General features: G+C 69.1%; 16 protein-coding genes, 1 tRNA gene and 2 pseudogenes. 11 read left to right on the top strand and 8 right to left on the bottom strand.

What is annotated here, in order from left to right; translation table 11 throughout:
* Nucleotides 1-4: 4 nt before the first annotated feature.
* The 7 genes and pseudogenes from B7L92_RS28030 to B7L92_RS44040 all read left to right on the top strand — a co-directional run.
* A complete protein-coding gene (locus B7L92_RS28030) occupies nt 5-907 on the top strand; it encodes a Crp/Fnr family transcriptional regulator (RefSeq protein ID WP_255311170.1) in 903 nt (300 codons plus the stop codon).
* Nucleotides 908-999: 92 nt separating this feature from the next.
* Complete coding sequence (locus B7L92_RS28025) at nt 1000-1812, top strand: hypothetical protein (protein ID WP_170102252.1); 813 nt, start codon at nt 1000-1002, stop codon at nt 1810-1812.
* Complete coding sequence (locus B7L92_RS28020) at nt 1805-4087, top strand: hypothetical protein (protein ID WP_081240134.1); 2283 nt, start codon at nt 1805-1807, stop codon at nt 4085-4087. The genes B7L92_RS28025 and B7L92_RS28020 overlap by 8 nt, the downstream gene beginning before the upstream one ends.
* Complete coding sequence (locus B7L92_RS28015; protein ID WP_081240133.1) at nt 4084-5157, top strand: SPFH domain-containing protein; 1074 nt, start codon at nt 4084-4086, stop codon at nt 5155-5157. Before B7L92_RS28020 ends, B7L92_RS28015 begins: the two co-directional genes overlap by 4 nt.
* A complete protein-coding gene (locus tag B7L92_RS28010; RefSeq protein ID WP_081240132.1) occupies nt 5150-6598 on the top strand; it encodes a DUF4407 domain-containing protein in 1449 nt (482 codons plus the stop codon). Before B7L92_RS28015 ends, B7L92_RS28010 begins: the two co-directional genes overlap by 8 nt.
* Nucleotides 6599-6685: 87 nt before the next feature.
* A complete protein-coding gene (locus B7L92_RS28005; RefSeq protein ID WP_081240131.1) occupies nt 6686-7228 on the top strand; it encodes a Pycsar system effector family protein in 543 nt (180 codons plus the stop codon).
* A gap of 328 nt (nt 7229-7556) precedes the next feature.
* A pseudogene (locus tag B7L92_RS44040) lies at nt 7557-7776 on the top strand (site-specific integrase); the annotation flags it as partial.
* A 339-nt stretch (nt 7777-8115) separates the two neighbouring features.
* On the opposite strand, the gene fmdA reads toward B7L92_RS44040, so the two are convergent.
* The 4 genes from fmdA to B7L92_RS27970 all read right to left on the bottom strand — a co-directional run bounded on the left by fmdA (nt 8116) and on the right by B7L92_RS27970 (nt 12461).
* Nucleotides 8116-9363 (bottom strand): formamidase, encoded by a 1248-nt coding sequence (fmdA, locus tag B7L92_RS27995; protein ID WP_081240130.1) that lies wholly within the window; start codon nt 9361-9363, stop codon nt 8116-8118.
* 174 nt (nt 9364-9537) lie between these two features.
* Complete coding sequence (locus B7L92_RS27990; protein WP_081240129.1) at nt 9538-10191, bottom strand: AmiS/UreI family transporter; 654 nt, start codon at nt 10189-10191, stop codon at nt 9538-9540.
* A gap of 152 nt (nt 10192-10343) precedes the next feature.
* Complete coding sequence (locus B7L92_RS43730; protein WP_081240128.1) at nt 10344-10622, bottom strand: FmdB family zinc ribbon protein; 279 nt, start codon at nt 10620-10622, stop codon at nt 10344-10346.
* 1410 nt (nt 10623-12032) lie between these two features.
* Complete coding sequence (locus B7L92_RS27970) at nt 12033-12461, bottom strand: hypothetical protein (protein WP_081240126.1); 429 nt, start codon at nt 12459-12461, stop codon at nt 12033-12035.
* Nucleotides 12462-13666: 1205 nt separating this feature from the next.
* Here B7L92_RS27970 and crcB (B7L92_RS27960) point away from each other — a divergent pair.
* The 3 genes from crcB (B7L92_RS27960) to crcB (B7L92_RS27950) are packed head-to-tail and all read left to right on the top strand — an operon-like array spanning nt 13667 to nt 14876.
* Nucleotides 13667-14155 carry a fluoride efflux transporter CrcB gene (crcB, locus tag B7L92_RS27960; protein WP_174704030.1) on the top strand — a complete coding sequence of 163 codons (489 nt, stop codon included), beginning with the start codon at nt 13667-13669 and terminating at the stop codon, nt 14153-14155.
* Between the two features lie 2 nt (nt 14156-14157).
* Complete coding sequence (locus B7L92_RS27955) at nt 14158-14505, top strand: DUF190 domain-containing protein (RefSeq protein WP_081240166.1); 348 nt, start codon at nt 14158-14160, stop codon at nt 14503-14505.
* Entirely contained in the window at nt 14502-14876 is a 375-nt protein-coding gene (gene crcB / locus B7L92_RS27950) for a fluoride efflux transporter CrcB (RefSeq protein WP_081240124.1), read from the top strand. Before B7L92_RS27955 ends, crcB (B7L92_RS27950) begins: the two co-directional genes overlap by 4 nt.
* A 35-nt stretch (nt 14877-14911) precedes the next feature.
* On the opposite strand, the gene B7L92_RS27945 is transcribed toward crcB (B7L92_RS27950), so the two are convergent.
* Nucleotides 14912-15271 (bottom strand): DUF190 domain-containing protein, encoded by a 360-nt coding sequence (locus B7L92_RS27945; protein ID WP_081240123.1) that lies wholly within the window; start codon nt 15269-15271, stop codon nt 14912-14914.
* Nucleotides 15272-16272: 1001 nt separating this feature from the next.
* Complete coding sequence (locus B7L92_RS27940) at nt 16273-16722, bottom strand: hypothetical protein (protein WP_081240165.1); 450 nt, start codon at nt 16720-16722, stop codon at nt 16273-16275.
* A 189-nt stretch (nt 16723-16911) separates the two neighbouring features.
* Here B7L92_RS27940 and B7L92_RS42770 point away from each other — a divergent pair.
* Nucleotides 16912-17139 (top strand): annotated as a pseudogene (locus tag B7L92_RS42770) (site-specific integrase); the annotation flags it as partial.
* Nucleotides 17140-17216: 77 nt separating this feature from the next.
* On the opposite strand, the gene B7L92_RS27930 reads toward B7L92_RS42770, so the two are convergent.
* Nucleotides 17217-17290, bottom strand: a tRNA-Pro gene (locus B7L92_RS27930).
* Nucleotides 17291-17359: 69 nt separating this feature from the next.
* On the bottom strand, nt 17360-17748 hold a 389-nt coding region (locus tag B7L92_RS27925; RefSeq protein ID WP_170102251.1), incomplete at its 5' end, for a Pr6Pr family membrane protein.

Here is a 17748-nt window from a genome sequence, read left to right as displayed (position 1 = left end):
GCCCGTGCCGTTCGTTCTTCTGATCGTTCTCCCGAGTGATTGTTTTCCCGAGGAATGCACGTTCGATCGATTTCGGCTGAGAAGCAAGGAAACCGGCCATATCCCGTCCGGTCTGTTTGCCGACGCGCGGCCCGGCGGCAGCATGGTCGGGCACTTGAACGGCGCGCTGCGCCACGGAGTGGGACCGTCGGGGGTACTGGTGAATCACGCGTGGCCGCCGTCCACTTTTCTCGGCCGGTTGCGGAACACGACACGGGAAGAACTCCTGGGCCAGGGCACCCCGATCACCTATCCGACGCACCGCGCGCTGCTGCAGCAGGGCGACGAGAGCCGGCACGTCCTGTTGATCACGAGCGGTGTCGTGAAGGTCGTCGCCAGCGCGGAGAGCGGCTACGACATGCTGCTCGCCGTCCGGGTAGCGGGTGACCTGGTCGGTGAGATGGCGGCCTTCGAGGAGCGCCCCCGGTCGGGCACGGTGATTGCGTGCAGCGACGTGACCGCGCGGATCATCCGGATGCGGACGCTGGAGGCCTTCCTCGGCCGCCACCCGGACGCCATGCGGGCCATCCTCCACATGCTGTGCGCCCGGCTGCGCTGGGCCAACCGGCGCCGGATCGACTTCCAGGCGTACGACTCGCTGACCCGACTGGCCCGGGTCCTGGCGGAGTTGAGCCAGGCCTACGCCCAGCCCGTGCCGGACGGCGACGGCAGACGGTGCGACCTCGGCGTGACGCTCACCCAGAAGGAACTGGCGTCACTGGCCGGCCTGGCCCTCAACACGGCCGAAAAGAATCTGGCCATCCTGGCAACCAAGGGACTGGTGGAACGCAGTTACCGACACATAACCATCTGTGACGTTCCGAAACTGCTGGAATTCGCCAAAGTAGCCGCCGACAACCCGTATTGATACGGGATCACTTCGCCAGCTCTCTCCTAGCCTCTCGAACAGCACGTCACGGGCAGTTTCTGCCCCTTGCATGCCCAGAGAGGAATGATCGGGTGATTGAGTGGCCCGGGTTCTGTCCCTGCATCTGCATAGCCGTGGACGCGGAGGCCTACGGCAGGAAGAACGACCGCGGACAGTCCGAAACCCAGCACGACCTGCCGCGGCTCCTCGACCGCGCCGCCCGAGGCGTCGGCCTGGACCGCTCGCAGTGGCAGATCCAGCGCAAGGGCGACGAACAGCTCGCGGTGCGCCCCCTGGACGGTACCGAGCCGCGCCTGGTCGACGACTACGTCCGTCATCTCACCGCGGAGCTGCGCGAGTACAACGCCCAGCGGGTCCCCGAGGCCCGGATGCGGCTGCGGGCCGTCATCCACCAGGGACCGGTGGAGCTGGCCGACAACGGCTTCGCCGGTTCGGCCGTGGTGGCCACGGCGCGTCTGCTGAACGCGCGTCCGCTCTACGACGTCCTGGCCGCGCACCCCGAGGCCGACCTGGCGCTGCTGCTGTCCGACGACGTCTTCCGCTCCACCGTGGCGGGCGGCCACACCACCCTGTCCACCGGGGACTTCACCCGGGTGACCGTTCAGGTGAAGGAGTACGGGGCCACGGCCTGGCTGCGCGTGCCCGCGCTCGGCGCACCGGCCGCCGCCCCGCACGAGCCCGGGAACGCGGGGACGGGGAAGCCCGCGGACCCGGTGTCGGGGGAGCCCGCGGCGGACCGGCCCGAGCCGGCCGCCGCGGGCGGGGCCGGACACGGGACGGGGATCAGCAACGAGTACCGGGCCGACCGGATCAGCGTCACCAACGTCGCCGGTCCCGTGGACGCCCGCGGTGCCGTCTTCGGCTTCGGGAGCACCGGTGGCTGACGCGTCGGACCCGGACGACGGGCCGGCCGTACCGCCCGTACCCCCCGTATCCGCTCTCGACGAGAGCGTGGCGCCGCCCGCGCCGCCCGCACCGGACGACACCCGCGGTGCGCCGGAGGCCGGGGAGGACGCCTTCGGCCCGGACGCGGCCGCCGGGCGGCGTGAGGAGGCGGACGCACGAGCGGAGGACGACCGGGGCTACGACGACCTGCGCCGCGTCCACCAGCTCGTCCACAACAACTTCTACGGCGTCGTCGACGCCTCCGGAGCGGCGTTCGGCTTCGGCACCGCCGCGTCCCCCGGTCTCGCCCCCGGCACCATCGGGCCCGAGGAGACGGACCGCGCCCTGCGGTTCTACCTCCCGCCGCAGCCCTGCTTCGACGAGGCGCTCGGAAAGCTCCGCGAGGACGCCTTCGTGGTGCTGACCGGCCAGGACAACTGCGGCCGGGGAGCAGGCTCCCTCGCCCTGCTCAGGGAGATTCTGGGCGAGCGGGCCAGGCTGCGCAGCCTGTCGCCCGCCAACGCCCTCGCGGAACTGGCCGCGTCCCGGGACCTCAAGCCGGGGCAGGGGTACGTCATCCTCGACTACGTCGGCGAGCTGCACGTCGAGGCCGTGCAGGCGTACGCGATCGGGCGGCTGAGCGAGGAACTGCGCCGCAAGGGCTCGTACCTGGTGATCACCGCGGGTGACGCGACCCGTCGGCGGCTGGCGCTGCGGGACCGCTGTGTGCCCTGGCGGGCCCCGGACCCCGTGGAGCTGTTCGAGCACTGCGGGAAGAGGCTGCCGCGCACCGCCCTCACGCCGGACGCCGAGCGGGAGTTGCTGGAACGGGTCGGTGAGCAGCGGCGGCCGGCGGACGTCGTCGCCGCGGCCGAGGCCCTGTCCCGGGAGGGCGTGGAGAAGGCGCTGGACACCCTGCGGGACCGGCACCGGGAGATGGTCCGGGAGCTGTTCCGCAAGCAGCCGTCCGCGGACGACCTGATCCCGCTCGCGGCCCTGGCCTTCCTGGAGGGCATCCCGGAGCGGACGCTCGAGAAGGAGTGCGCCGCGCTCGCCGCCCACGTGCGCAACTGGGAGCAGAGCGGTGAGACGCCGGTCGCGGAGCCGGACGGCGAGACCGGGACGGCGTTGCGCGGTGCGGTGATCCGGCAGTCCCGGGCCCGGTGGAAGGAGCGGGCGGCGGGGCTCGTGACGATCGAGCACCGGGCCGGGCCGGGCCGGGACGCCGGGCGCAGCGAGCGGCGTCCGGTCTTCACCTCGCCGCGCGTCCGCGAGCTCGTCATCGCGGAGCTGCACGACCTGTACGGCTACGAGCTCTGGTACCCGCTGCGCCGGTGGCTGGGCGAACTGGCCCTGCGGGGCGACCTGGACACCCGCACGGAGGTGGCCCGCGGTGTCGCGCTCCTGGCCCGGCACGCGCTCGTCGAGGTCGACGAGAACCTGCTGCAGGCGTGGTCCGAGGGGCTCACCAGCCAGCGGGTGACCGCCGCGCTGACGCTGCAGTTCATGTGCGACGTCGAGCATCTCGCGCCGCAGGCCCTGTACATCGCCCTGAGCTGGACGGACAACAACGGGCCGGGCCGTGCGGTGACGGCGGCCATGGCGCTGACGGGCCGCCTGGGTTCCCTCTACCGCCTGAGGGCGCTCAACGGGCTCTGGTTCCTGACGCAGCGCGGGGAGCGGATCGCGTTCTCGGCCCGCCGTTCGCTGGTCCTGCTGCTGCAGACCGCCGAACAGGACCCGGAACGTGTGCTGTTCATCCTCCGGTACGTACGAACCGTGATGGCCAAAGCGACGCCGGGGCCCCGGGAGCGGTCGATCGCGCTGCGGAACGCCGTGCAGCTCCTGGAGGCCACCCGGCTGGACGCCCCCGAGCCCATCACCGCGCAGCTCCTGCGCACCGTCCCGGACAGCGCCCGCCACCTCGGTTCCCTGTGGGCGGACGTCCTGCACAGCGGCAACCGGAGCCGGGCGGTCGGCGCCCTGTGCCGGACGCTGGTGCAGCTGCGGGACGACCCGACCGTCACCGACGCCGTGCGTGAACTCGGCGAGGCCATGCGGAACGCCATGAGCGGGCGCCAGTGGGCCGCGCTCTGCCACCACCTGTCCATCGCCCTGAACCACCCCGACTACGCGATCCCCGGCGCCCGCCAACTGGCGCAGGTGCTCCTCGGGTCACTGCGCGGCCGGCCGCCGGCGGGCTCCCGGCGCCCCACCGCCCCCCTCATACCCATCCCTTCCTCCCCTTCTGTTCAAGGAGGCCGAAGCAAGTGAACTACCCGGTCATCGCCGAGCACATCCTGGCCACGGTCCAGGGCACCTGGTGGTCCCGGCGTCGCCGTCGCGACGACGTGCCGCAGCTGCCGCCCGGCGCGGTCTACGTCTTCCGGGTCGGCGGCAACTACCGCACGTTCCCCGAGGGCATGGTGTTCGACCCGTCCCACCCCGACGTGCTCGACGCCTCATCGGTCAGCCTGGTTGACACCCGGGCGCGCCTGGTCGACGTGGAGCGGACGCTCCCGTCGGTGAGCGAGGCGGACAACTTCACGGTGCGGGCGTCCTTCACCTGTCAGGTGACCGACCCGACCGTCATCGCCCGGCAGGGCGTCATCGACGTCACCGTCCCGCTGCGCGCCTACCTGATGGGCGACGGCGACCTGCCGAGGGTGAGCGCCGGGCACCGCGTGGAGGAGGTCAACGCGGTACGGACCGAGGTCGGCCACCGCATGACCGCCTACAGCGCGATCGTGCCGCCGCGGGTCGCGGGCATGAGCGTGGAGTTCGTCAGCGCCGAGGTGCACGCGTCGGACGACCTGCGGGACTGGGAGCAGAGGCTGCGCGACGAGCGGCGCTCCTGGGAACTCCAGCGGGGACAGCGCGACTTCGAGACCCAGGACGCACTCCGGATCGCGGAACTGCTCTCCCAGGGGTCCGACCACGTGGACGCCTTCGGCATCGCCCGGAAGGAGATCGACGTCACCGAGGCGGCGGCCCGCATCCACCGGATCACCGAGGAGGAGTCGGCCCGTCGGCACCGGACCGAGACGGAGGAGCGGGCCCACACGCACGCGCGGGAGACGGCGGACGCGCAGATGCGCCGCGACATGCTGCTGACGCTGCTGCGGCAGATGGGCGGCAGCGAGTACGTCGACTACCACCAGGTCCTGGAACAGGTCCTGCGGGAGACGGGCGGCCGGGCCGCACCCGGCGTCGGAACCGCCGCCGGCACCGCCCCCATGGTCGAGTCGGGACAGCCGCGCCCCGGTCGCACGGCGACGGGCCGGGACGGCTCGTACGACCCGCGGGGCGGCTTCGTCAAGGACGAGGACGATTTCGTTGACTGACCTCCTGACGAACCACGCGACGGCCTCCGGCCCGGCGGACGGCCGGGACGCCGGCGAGGGCACCGCCGTACGTACCGCGAAGAGCCGGACCACAGCCCGCACCACGGGGCACAGGCCTTCCGCCGGTACCCCCGGTGACGGGTCCCCCGCCCGTACCGCCCGCCGCCCCTTCGACTTCGACGCCGCACGACGGCTGCGTGCCCTGACCGGCGTCGACGAGGAACTGCTGGGCAGGGTCAGGTACGAGCGGAGCAAGTACACGGCCCTCGGCGGGGTGGTGCTCGGCACCTCCGTCATCGCGGCGTTCTCCATGTGGAACTTCGCGACCCAGGCGCTCGGCAGGATCTCCTTCGCGGCCCTGGTCCCGACGGTCATCTGGATGCTGTTCGTGCTCAACCTCGACCGCTGGCTGGTCACCCCGCAGCCGAACGCGCGACGACGGGTCGGCCCCCTCCTCATGCGCCTGCTGATCGCCCTGATGCTCGGCGTGGTGATCGCCGAACCCCTGGTGCTGCGCATCTTCCAGACGGCCATCGAGGAGCACGTCGCCGGCGAACGCACGGACACGCTCGACCGGTTGCGCACGAACCTGGTCCGCTGCAACCCCGTACCGTCCTCGACGCGGACCGTCACCCCGGAGGGCTGCGACAGGAAGTACGTCCTGTCCTTCGGCACGACGCCCGGCGAACGGGCCGAGGAGCTGACCTCCCTGCGCTCGGACGCCGCCGCCCTGCAGAAGCGGGTGGACCGGGACACCACCAGGCTGGAGGCCATCGACTCCGAGGTGCGGGACGAGTGCCGTCTGCTGGTCCGGGTGGCCGCCACCGGTCTGCACCAGCGAACCTCCGAGTGCCTGCGCCTGCGCGAGAAGGCACAGGACTACCGGACCACCCACCGCACCGATGAGAACGAGAAGCGGCTGGCCGGCATGAACAGCCGCATCTCGAAGATCGAGGCCGAACTGACCTCCTCGCGCGGCGCCTTCCTCGAGGCCCGGGCCGACGGCATCGAGCAGCGGCTGGACGAGGAGCGCGCCAAGCAGAAGGAGGTCGGCGTCCTGGAACGGATCCGGGCGCTTGACGAGCTCGCGAGCGGGAACCCGGTGTTGTTCGTGGGTATCTGGCTGGTCCGCCTGCTGTTCGTGTTCCTCGACGTGCTCCCCGTGCTGGTGAAGTACCTGAGCGGGGAGAGCGCGTACGACCGGATGCTCACCAGCGCGAGCAACAGCGCGGTCAAGATCCACGACGAGGAGGTCCGGCTCGGCGAACGCCGGGCCATGGCGGACTTCGAGATCGCCCAGGACGCTGTCGAACAGGAGGTTCGACGTCACCGAGCCGAGTCGGAAGCGGCGTTCCGGGAGCACACGGCAGCGATGAACATCCGGGTCCGGCAGGCGGTGAACGCGCTGGAGGACGAGATCCGCCGCTCGTCGACGGTCTGACGTACCCGGCTGCGCCAGGAACACGGCACCACGGCCGCCCCGCACGCCGGGGCGGCCGCTCGACACCGACGGAAGGAAGGGGGAGGCATGACCACACCACCCGGAGGCGACGCCGGCGCCGATCCGGACGCCGATACCGCGACCGACCGCGGCGCGGAACTCGCCAGGATCCTGCTGTCCGAGGTGCGTGAGGAGCTCGTGAAGGCCGACAACAAGGCCGGCCTCATGCTGGCGTCCCTGGGCGCGGCCCTGACCGCCCTGCTCGGCGCGATCGGCAGCGGCATCGTCACCCCGCGCCAGTACGCCGTCGCCCCGCAGCTCCTCCTCTGGGTGGGCTGCGCCGCCTGCGTACCGGCACTCGTCCTGCTGGGCCTGGCCGTGACCCCACGGCTCGGAAACCCCCACCGCTCCCGCACCCACTACTTCGGCGACACGAGGCTGGCGATGTCGGTCGCCCACCTGGAACGGACGGTCCGCCGCACCGACCCCGTGTCCCGGGACCTGAGCCAACTGGTGATCCTGTCCCAGACCGCCTGGACCAAATACCGCTGCATACGCCACGCCCTGGCCTGGGGCACGGCCTTCTTCACGCTCACACTGCTGGGCATAGCGACGGGGGTATCCGCCTAGCGGTACCGGAAGGAGGAGGGCGGCCGTCCGATCACAAGGCGCCCAGCCGGACCTGCCCGCTGACGACGGCCGGGACACCGCCCGACCAGGACGAGGACCTGGCCCCGCGCGCGCCAGGACCAGACGCAACCGACCGCGTCCGGGGACCCCCGCCGCGCGCGTACACCCGGTGCCCGCGTGCGGAACGACGAGGGCGCCCAGCTCCGGGGCCGGAGAACCACCGGGGAGCCGCCTTCCGAAGTCGGCTCCCGAATCGGCCCCGGAACCACTCGGAGGTCCCTTCGCGATCCTGCGAAGGGACCTCCGGCCTGGGGCAGGGCGGCGGGATCTGAAGGGGAAGCCGGACGCCGATCCGCCACAGCCCCCGCACATCGCCGTCCGGCGTTCGGTCCGGCGCGGTTACGAACGTCCGGCGGGCCTTCCGCCAGGCGCTCAAGAACGCCGGGGGAGTCCATGCCGACGAGTGGACGCCCCGGGAGCTCCGGCACGGCTTCGTTTGCCCGCCCTCCGACCGTGGCGTTCCGCCGGGGGAGATCTCCCGGCTCGTCGTCGGAGTGGCGGGATTCGAACCCGCGGCCTTCTCCGTCCCGAACAGGGCCAGGACGGGATCGTCACCCGGCCTCGGGGTGTGCGTGCAGGTCAGGACGTTGGTATGAGCTGGTCCAAAGGGCGTCCGAGAGGCGCTGGGAGAAGCTTCTCTCCCACTTTCCTCCCACTTTTCTCCCTCATCCTCTGAGTGCGTCCGCCTCCGCTGCTGCGTCCTGGTCGTCCTGCCGGTCGTCGCGCCGGCCTTCCCACGCACGGAGAAAAAAGCCCACCCCGGGGCTGGTGTCCCGGCGGCTGCTGCCGGCGGAGCGGTGCCCGGCGGGGCGGGGTTCCGATCGGTTTCAGCTAGTGACCGCGCACTGACCACGGTCCGCGGTCTTCGGTCCCTCCGTGGTGGGTCGGACGTCGAAGTCGAAGATCCCGGTGGGGAGGTAGAGGGAGCAGCAGGCGTTGGGGATGTCGACGATCCCGCTGATGCGTCCCTCGATGGGGGCCGCGCCGAGGAGCAGATAGGCCTGCTCGCCGGTGTAGCCGAACTTCTTCAGGTACTCGACGGCGTTGAGGCAGGCGCGGCGGTAGGCGACCGTCGCATCCATGTAGTAGTTGGTGTCGGTGTCGTGGTCCACGGAGATCCCGATGAAAGAGAGGAACTCCGAGTACCGCGGCTCGACGTTGCCGGGCATGAAGACGGGGTTGGTGCTGACGCCGTACTTCTCCATGCCGCCCTTGATCAGATCGACGTGGAAGTCGATGTAGCCGCCCATCTCGATGGCGCCGCAGAAGGTGATCTCACCGTCTCCCTGGCTGAAGTGCAGGTCACCGCCCGAGAGCTTGGCGCCACTGACGTGGACGGGGTAGAAGACACGCGAGCCACGAGTGAAGTTCTTGATGTCGTGGTTGCCTCCGTTCTCCCGTGCGGGAACGGTGCGCGCCCCGTCCCGGCCGATGCTTTCGGCCTCCGATCCGGTCGCCTTGCCGGCGAGGGCCTGGTCGGGGTCGGGCGCGAGCCCCAGCGGCGGGATCCGGTCGGGGTCGGTGTCGATCAGGGCCTGCTCGCGCCTGTTCCACCGCTCCAGCAGCTCCGCGGAGGGCGCGGTGCCGAAGAGACCGGGGTGGGTGATGCCGGTGAAGCGGACACCGGGGAGGTGCCTGGAGGTGGCCACCTGCCCGTGGAAATCCCAGATCGCCTTGTAGGCGTCGGGGAAGTAGTCCGTCAGGAACCCTCCGCCATTGGCTTTGGCGAAGACGCCCGTGTATCCCCAGCCCTGACCCGGCGCGTCCCCGACCTGCTGGGGCACCGGCCCCAGGTCGAGGATGTCCACGACGAGCAGGTCGCCCGGCTCCGCCCCTTCGACGCCTATCGGCCCGCTGAGCATGTGGGTGGCCTTCAGGTCGACATCGCGCACGTCGTTGGCGGAGTCGTTGTTGCCGATCTGCGCATCGGTCCATTCGCGGCACTCGACGCGGAACTCGTCCCCCGGACGGACCATGGCGACGGTCGGTACATCCGGATGCCACCTGTTGTGTCCGGGAACCTCTTGGTCGCGCATCGACCGGGATTGGTCGACGCTGAAGACGACTTCTGGCATGTCAGTACTCCTCGTGGGTTCTCGTACCGGCGGTCCGAGGGGTGCGCCATGGCCCCCGGGGAGCGCCTGGTGCTCGTCACGCCGCTTTGCGCGTCTCGTCAACCACCTCCTGCATTCCGATCTCGAATGTCAGGTGATCGTGCGGCCGTCCGGCATCGGTCGCCCCGGGCGTTTCTAACCGGTGCTGCCGGCCGGGGAGCCTGCGCCGCCGTACTCTTCAACGGGCCTGCCGGGGCCCTTGTGGCGGAGTACGAACCACAGCGAGCCGAACGTCAGCACGCCGAACGCGCCGAGCGCGATGGCGATCTCGTAGAAGTTCTCCTGCACCCAGTAACCGGAAAGCAGCAGGAACGCCGGTATGACGCCGGTCACCCAGCCTTCGATCGCAGTCACCCATCCGACGTACTGGGTGAGCGCCTCCAATTTCAGTCCCAGCAAAAGGAAGAAGAAGAACCAGAGGAAGGCCCAGTAAAGCCATATGACGCCGAATGGCTGGTCGCTGAACAGCCGGAAGCTTACGAACGAGTAACCCAGCGCCACAATGGCCACGAACAGGGAGTAGTAGCCGACCCCTGTCGTGTCGAGCCCCATGAGCAGTCCGATACCTACATAGAGGTAGGTGAAACCGAAGAGGAAGATACCCGATGCCAGCAAGATTTGCCTGGCGTCCTGGTCGGCGGCGATGATGAGATATGTGGGTGTGAGTACCTGCAGACCGCCCACGAAAAGGTTGAATACGGCCGCTGCCCGACTGTCCACCTTTCCCAGCAGCATCAACCCGTTCAGAAACAGCACCGCGCCAACGAAGAGGAGTCCGACGTTGGCCAAGGGAACACACCTCCCGATATTCAGCTCTCGCTGAGCAACGGCCCGCCGGGGCGGTCATGAGAGGAAAGCGATCTACGCGATTCTCCGTCATGATCTCCGAGGCGGTGCAGTCGACAGCCACTGCTCCGGCCCCGCCGTTCCCGAGTTCTCGGTCAGGGGCGAGGCAGCCGGGCGACCGCCGGGTGGACCGACTGCGACGCATCTGCCTCGGAGGGAACCCGCGTGACGACCGTTGGGTTTTCGCGAGACATCTCCTCCTGCTCGCGCAGGCCCGAGACGGCAGGCGACGTGAAGGCGAGCCCTTGGGAGGAGTACACCCGCCGTGCCGCCCCCGAGCACTGCGGACATGCGTGCTCCGTCGGCGCCGTGCCGACCGGCAGCCTCACGTCGAAAAATCCGCAGCGATTGCAGGAATACTCGTACGTGGCCATAATGTGCCTCCACCGTCGCCGTGCTGTCGGCCTTCGGTCATGAGGGCGAATCCAGTCGCGCCAAGCAACGGCATGGAATTGAACACTTTATTCAAGGGAACGCCCTGAACGGCGGCATGTCAAGCACGGTTCGAAGGGGGCGAGGCGACTGCGCCGTCGTCTATTCAGGCGTGCGTGCGCACGAGCGCACGGGCGACGTGGACGTCTCATTCCCGCGGAGTGGCTGTCCGGGCGGTTGTGCGCCTGCCGTCTCTCTGAATGCCGCGCGGCCGGCACGTCGCCCGATGGGAAGGCCGGCCGGAACGGAACTCCCCCGTAATTCCTTTACCCGGACACCGTCGACGCTACCCGCGCAGGCCGGACGGAGCCGATGCGCGCTCGCACGCGGCGCGAGGCTGTGAAGCGGTCACCCCGAGCGGTGGCGACTTCGGTTGCGCCTTGGACGCCATTTCTGATGGCGTGATCCTTCTTTTGAACCACACATGACAGATTTGGCGGAGCGGTCGGTGCCGGACGAGTCATGGGTGCTGTTCCGGTGAGTGGTGCCGCGGACGGAGGTGAGGCCCCGCAGGGCGGGGGCCGACGGCGGGCCGGCGACCGTGGAACTCCGGCGACGATCGTCCTCGTGGCCGCCCCGGGCGGTACGGCGGCAACTGCCGCCGGTCCTGGGCCCGGCCCGGCCCACCGGCGCTTTGCCCGATGGAGCCGGGAGCGGGTGCGGGCCAGGCTGCACCGGGTCGTCCTCGACGCACTCGGTGCCCGCGGTAAGCCTGACCGGCCGCGGTGCGTGATCGACTCCGTCAGTGTGCGGGTGGCGGAGGAGGACCGCTGACCGGACCGAATCCGACCGGCCGTGGCAGACCGGAATCGAGGATCCACCTGTTCACGGACCGGAACGGACTGCCCCTGTCGCCGGGCGTCTCCGGCGCCAACCTGCACGACAGCCTCGGTCTGGAGCCACTGGTGCGCGGCATCCGCCACCGCACCGCCCGCAAAGGCATCGAGTCCTCCATCGGCCGGACTGCCACCGCTGGGTCGTCGAGCGGACGGTCACCTGGCTGGCCGGCTGCCGACGCCTGCACCACCGCCACGAACGCAAACCCGAGCACTTCCTCGCCTCCGTCGGTCCAGCGGCACTTCTGATCGGCTACCGCCGCCCGGCCGGACCACCGTTGAAGACCGGCCGGCGATCTTGCCGTCCGCCGGCCGCTCGCCTTCCCGGACAGCCAGGTCGTAGCTCGTGCCCGGAGGCCCTCACACCGCACTGACAGACATACGGCACTCGTGACAGCCGAAGGAAGCGACGTCTGAGGACCGTGATCCCCAACTGGCGCTCCAGCACCCTCGCCGAACGAAACGACACCTTGGTGCCGTGGTGCACCGTTGCCGTGGTGCACCCCGCGCGGAATCTCAGGGAGCGCCGGCTATCGCGCACGCGCGGCACGGGGGCCGACCGCAGGTGCACTGCAGGATGCCGTCCAGTACCTCGTGATCGTGGTAGAGGCACTCGTCCCGGCAGGTGTGGCGAGGGACGAAGCCCGCCTGGAGCTCGTCCGGCCACGGCTCCTCACCCTCCCGGCAGCGCACGAAGCGCTCAGGGTCCGTGGAATGCAGCCCTCGCATGCGTGCCCGGGCCTCGTCCTCCAGGGATCCCGCTTCAGTGATCATGCCCTTGAGCTGCTCGGCGAGACCGGAGAACCTGACGTCGCCGGTTCTTGTGTGGGCCGCATTCAGCGCCATGACGGCGTTGCCCAGGAACCGTCGAGCATCCTGAAGATCGGTGACGTGGTGCAGCTGAATACCCGTCACGCCCCGCACCCATACGGCGTCGTTGCTCACTTTTCCACCTCCGGAATCAGTCGCCCCTATGGTGATCCGGCGCGTATTCGCCGCATCTCCCCATGCACCTCGAAGTCCGAACGGCGGTCGGTACCCGGGCACCATTGATCGACTACTTTTCGCGACCGTCCGCGACGCTGTGGAAACACCTTAAAAGGCGCAGGCCTTCCAAGGAAGCTAAATTCTGTTGTGCAAACCAGTCCAGTTATCCATGAGTGAATCCGGTCACAAGAGGCATGTTTTCGTTGCACAGCCGGAAGTCGCTCACCGCAGGAATCAGACCTGTGCGGCCGGCACTGCGCGGCACCGGTGCCGCAGGGTGAGGTCCGCGGTGCCGGCCGCACAGTGCGAGCGACAGGGGACCGGACCAACGAGCGGCCGGCACCCGAACGGCGGCACCGGATCGTCCGTGGGTGCTCTCGGTTGGTTGGAGGTGTGCGCTGCTGTCGGCGTACGGGTCGGCGTAGGCCGACCCGCCCTCGCGCGGCGACTCGGGAACCGGGATCGAGCGGTTTCCGGTGCCGCGATCACGGCCGCAGGAACGCCGTCGTGAGTGAGGTGCGATTCGTCCGACCGGGGAGGGGCGGAGCGAGCGCTGTACCGCCGAAGGTCGCTTCCGGAGGAGTGATCGCGTCGGGGTCGTGCGCATGGGACTCGTTGCGCTTGCCGATCCATGACCAGAGCTCGTCATGGCTTGCTGCGGGATGGGCAAGCACCACTCCCCTCCAGACGGCATGAGGCGATCGGCGCTCTCGACGTCGCCCACGCTGCCGTGTGCGTCGAGGGTGATGGGGGTGGCGCGTCCCTCAGCGGTGACCAGCCATGCACACCTGCTCGGTCAGCGGCCCGTTACCGGGTGCCTCGTCCCTCATCCCTCCCGTACGCGTGTCAGCCTCCCCGGGTACGGCGGCCACCACCTGGTCGGCTCGCTCCAGGTGGGAGGAGTCCGGGTGGTCCGTGACCGGCCAGGGTGCCGCGCCGGGGGTCCTCTGCTGGGCCGATGGCAGGCGGGCTGGGCCGGGGGGTGAGTGAAGGAATCTCGAGCTACTGGCCAACGTCGTACGTGCTGGCGCTGCCCGGTTCGAGGCTTAGGGTTGGTTTGTAGGCGGAGCGGCCCGGTGCAGGAGGTACGGGAAGTCTCGGGTCGACCGCAGTTCGTGCTCGTTCTGGGTTGGATGGCCTCGGAGCCTGTGGGGCGAGGCAACGTGAGTGACGGGTCTGCGCAGCAAGCGACGGCGACCGCGGCAGTGGAAGTGTCTGCCCTGGAACAGGCGCGTCAGCGCCGGGAGGCCCGCGTCAGACACTTGCAGACGCTTGCGGTCATCGCTGTGGGTGGAGCGCTGGGTACCTGTGCTCGTTACGCGGCAGGATTGCTCTGGCCGACCGACAAGGCCGCGTTCCCCTGGACGACCTTGGGCGTCAACGCGGTCGGTTGCCTGATCATCGGCGTGTTCTTGGTAGTGATTACGGAAGTGTTCACTGTGCACCCGTTGCTCCGGCCGTTCTTCGGGACCGGGGTCCTCGGTGGCTTCACGACCTTTTCCACGTACTGCGTCGACATCGAGCGTCTGGTGCGGGCCGATAGAGCCGGCGCCGCGCTCGCCTACTTGGCAGTGACCGTGATGGTCGCTCTGGCCGCCGCGAAGATCGGCATGGTGGCCACCCGCCGCATCCTGGTGACGAGGGGACCGTGACCGTGAGGCTCGATGGACGCGCGTTCTGCCTGACGATTTTCGTCGACGACACCGACACCTGGCAGCACAAGCCCCTGTTCACGGAGATCGTGCACCGTGCCCATGCCTTCGGACTGGCCGGGGCGACGGTCTTCCGCGGGGTGGAGGGCTATGGAGCGACATCGATCGTGCACACCACGCGTCTGCTGTCCATGGCCGACGACCTGCCGGTGGCGATTGTCATCGTCGACGCAGTGGACCGGATCCGAGCCTTCATGCCGCAGCTCGAGGAGCTGCCGATCAGTGGTCTGATCACCCTGCAGGAGGTCGAGGTGGTCCACTACAAGGGCCGGGAAGTCGCAGGAACATGAGGTTTCTGCTCGTCATGCTCGGTGGTGCCGTCGGCGCCCCGCTGCGGTACTTGATCGACCGCACGGTCCAGGCGCACCACGACACCACCTTCCCCTGGGGTACTTTCGCGGCCAACGTCACCGGATCGATGATCTTGGGCATCCTGACCGGAGCGGCCCTCTCGGAGGCTGCCTCGCAGAACGTCCAGCTCCTGGTGGGTACGGGTCTGTGCGGGGCCTTGACCACATACTCCACGTTCTCCTACGAGACACTGGGTCTGGCAGCGGCCGGCGCGCGCTTCCTGGCCGTGGTCAACGTGGTGGCCTCGGTGATCGCTGGACTGGGCGCCGTATTCATCGGCCTGACCCTCGCGCAGGCAGCATTCAGCTAGGCCGCGCCACAGGCCGCCGGACAGCGCCCTCTCCCTCAGGCATGTTCACGCCTCTGCGCCGGGTCCTGGTCCTCGCACTGCATGACCTCGACGTTTTGGACGATCACCAGCCCTTCGTCGATCAGCCCGCGCAGAGTCGGGAGGAAGCAGCGCACTCGTTCCTCCTCGTCGACGATCACAATCGCCAGCGGCAGGTCCTGCTTGATCGACAGCAGCCGGAAGCCGTGCATCACGGACGAGGCTCCGAATCCCTCCACCCCGCGGAGGACCGTCGCCCCGGCCAGTCCGAAGGCATGGGCACGGTGCACGATCTCTGCGGACAGGGGCTTGTGCTGCCAGGTGTCGCACTCCTCTATGAAGATCGTCAGCTGTAGGGCCGTTTCCGTCGGCCTCATGACATCCTCCTGGCCATCACGCGCACACTTCGTACCACCAGTAGCGCCTGACCCAGCCACGACCACGTCGTCGCCGGCCGGGTCAGCGCACGACATGCCCGCCCCGGAAACATGCCTCTGGGCTCGCCCGCAAGATCGTGCGTCGACTCGGGCTGGAGTCGGGGGCCTTTCATGCCTTGACCCTCCTACCCGCGCGGGCCCACGGAGGGGCCAAAGATCACTCCACGAGTAGGGACTGTTGGCGGCATCGCATGCCGCGGTTCGGGTACGGCGAGCCCCACCACCGCGTGACCGCCGCCAAGAACGGCTCGGCCACTCAGTCACCAAAATATCGCCGAATTGCAGACAAAGGAACAAAGGGTGATTCGGTGCCGTGTGGGACTTGCCTGCCTCCGCTGTGGATCCGGCTGGGTCGTGCTTCCTCACGTGCTCGATCGTGCGGCACCAGGCAGGAACAGCGGGAAGTCACGGACACCGTTTGATTCGCGCACGCCCCTCATGCCATGGCGTCTTGTCGGGGCTGAGGTTCAGCTGACGCCTGAGAACAGAGGTCGGCGGAGTTTCGATGGGCGAGTCGAGCTCCATCGAGCGCGATCCGTGGCCGACCGGTGCCCGCGTACCGAGGAGCTGCGGGCGCCCACCTGGGATCACGTCTCTTGCAGGTGCTCACCGACCTGGCCGAAGCAGAGGCGGATCCCGCGCGACGGGGGTTCTTGGAGTCGTTCCCCTTCGCCTGCGGCCTGGTCGAGGAAGAGGAAGGCTGAGCCTGACGTCGGCCAGGAGAGAGCGCCGTTTCAGGAGCGAGGTTGGACGGGCCCAGGCTGACCCTGGGCTCTTCGTTCTGGGGAGAGTCTGACCTCACGTACCGTCGTGCATTCTGATTCCCTTTGGGGCCGTGCGTTCCGGCACGACTGCTCTTCGCATGGAGCGGCCGTCCTGTGTTTCTCCGCTGATTCCCGTCCGAGACGGGCCAGGCGGGGTGCGAACCCCGTGCCGCCCTGTCACAGCGGGTCGATGCCCCATATCTTGATGGGCTCGTACGCTCCATCACGGAAGTCGAAGACGGTCACTTCGGTGTCGGCTATGTGGCGGAAGTGGCCCCCGTAGCCGGGCTGTGCGATGTGCGGGGCGAGCAGGTCCAAGAGGGTCCGGAGGTACAGCATGGAGTCGTCGACCCAGTGGTTGCGTGCGAAGAGTTCCCATTCGTACCGCTCCCCGGAACCCGTGAACTCCTGCACCTCGCGACGCAGGGACACGACGTCTCCGCCGGGCACCCGGCGGTTGGCGTAGTCGTCGGGGACGAGCAGCGGGTACAGCTGTCCGTCTTGATCGTCGAGACCTTCGGGGAACTCGGCGTCCATGCCCAAGTGCCACCGCAAGGCGGCCATGACCTGTTCGGGGGTGTCGTCGCGCAAGTAACAGGAAAGGACGACCTCGTAGCGATCACTCATGGGCGGCATTGTGCACGGCAGGACCGACACCGCCACGACGGTCGTGCTTTCACGTGCTCCTCGATGCGAACTCCAGCCAGGCCGCCTCACAGGCCCACTGCCCGTGCCTTTCGCCGGCTTGCTCGTCTAGACCGGTCGGAGAACCCTTGAGGTCCGCGCTCAAGGGGGCGGGCACAGGGGCCCCCGGGTTCGCCTCGGGAGCTCCGGCACAGCCTCGTGTCCCTGCTGTCCGACCGTAACGTCCCGCTGGAAGTGATCTCCCGGCTCGTCGGGCACCCCGGGACGGCCGTGACCGAGGAGGTCTAGAGGAGGTCTACCGGAGGCCAGCTCCGGCCCGTGATCCAGACCGGCACCGTGGTCATGGACGGGATCTTCGGCGTTGATCCGCAGCGGCCGTGGACACGCGGGAACCGGTAGTCACGCAGGTGGACACGCAGACGAAACAGGTGAGGCACCTACTCCATTGAGTAGGTGCCTCACCTGGTATTTCTCTGTCGGGGTGGCGGGATTTGAACCCACGACCTCTTCGTCCCGAACGAAGCGCGCTGCCAAGCTGCGCTACACCCCGATCGTCGCTGCTCTCGCGGCGACGACGTTTACTTTAGCCCACTGGTGGCCGGAGACGAAATCCGGTTTCTCAGCGGCGGAGGACCGGCTTGGGGCGGATGTGGTCCGCGGTCACCAGGAGGACGGCGGCGGCGTAGAAGGAGAGGCCCAGGAGGAGGCAGTCGGCGAGGACGCTCCGGTAGCCGTGGTGGGCGGCGTCGAGGAAGGGGTAGAGGAAGCGGTCCGGGGAGCCGGGGAGGAGTTCGCCGCGGACCAGGGAAAAGAGCAGGTAGGCCAGGGGGTACAGCAGCCAGGGGGCGGCCTGGTGGAGGCGGGTGCGGGCCGGCGGGGACAGCAGGAGCCAGTCCAGGAGGGCGGCGACGGGGATCACCGTGTGCAGGGCGTGGGCGGTGAGGACCGCGGGCCAGGAGGACGCCTCGGCCGCCAGGGAGAAACGGGCGGGCGCGTCCGACAGCAGGA

It is taken from the genome of Streptomyces viridosporus (assembly GCF_002078235.1).
GTDB classification, from domain to species: domain Bacteria; phylum Actinomycetota; class Actinomycetes; order Streptomycetales; family Streptomycetaceae; genus Streptomyces; species Streptomyces viridosporus.
Note: the sequence above shows the minus strand (reverse complement) of the source record. Positions and strands in the feature narration are given on the sequence as shown.

What these genes read in the sequence shown, in the direction of transcription:
- B7L92_RS28005 (WP_081240131.1), top strand. Translation starts at nt 6,686, where the DNA reads ATGACCACACCACCCGGAGGCGACGCCGGCGCCGATCCGGACGCCGAT.
- B7L92_RS43730 (WP_081240128.1), bottom strand. Translation starts at nt 10,622, where the DNA reads ATGGCCACGTACGAGTATTCCTGCAATCGCTGCGGATTTTTCGACGTG.
- fmdA (WP_081240130.1), bottom strand. Translation starts at nt 9,363, where the DNA reads ATGCCAGAAGTCGTCTTCAGCGTCGACCAATCCCGGTCGATGCGCGAC.
- crcB (WP_081240124.1), top strand. Translation starts at nt 14,502, where the DNA reads ATGAGGTTTCTGCTCGTCATGCTCGGTGGTGCCGTCGGCGCCCCGCTG.
- B7L92_RS27940 (WP_081240165.1), bottom strand. Translation starts at nt 16,722, where the DNA reads ATGAGTGATCGCTACGAGGTCGTCCTTTCCTGTTACTTGCGCGACGAC.
- B7L92_RS27945 (WP_081240123.1), bottom strand. Translation starts at nt 15,271, where the DNA reads ATGAGGCCGACGGAAACGGCCCTACAGCTGACGATCTTCATAGAGGAG.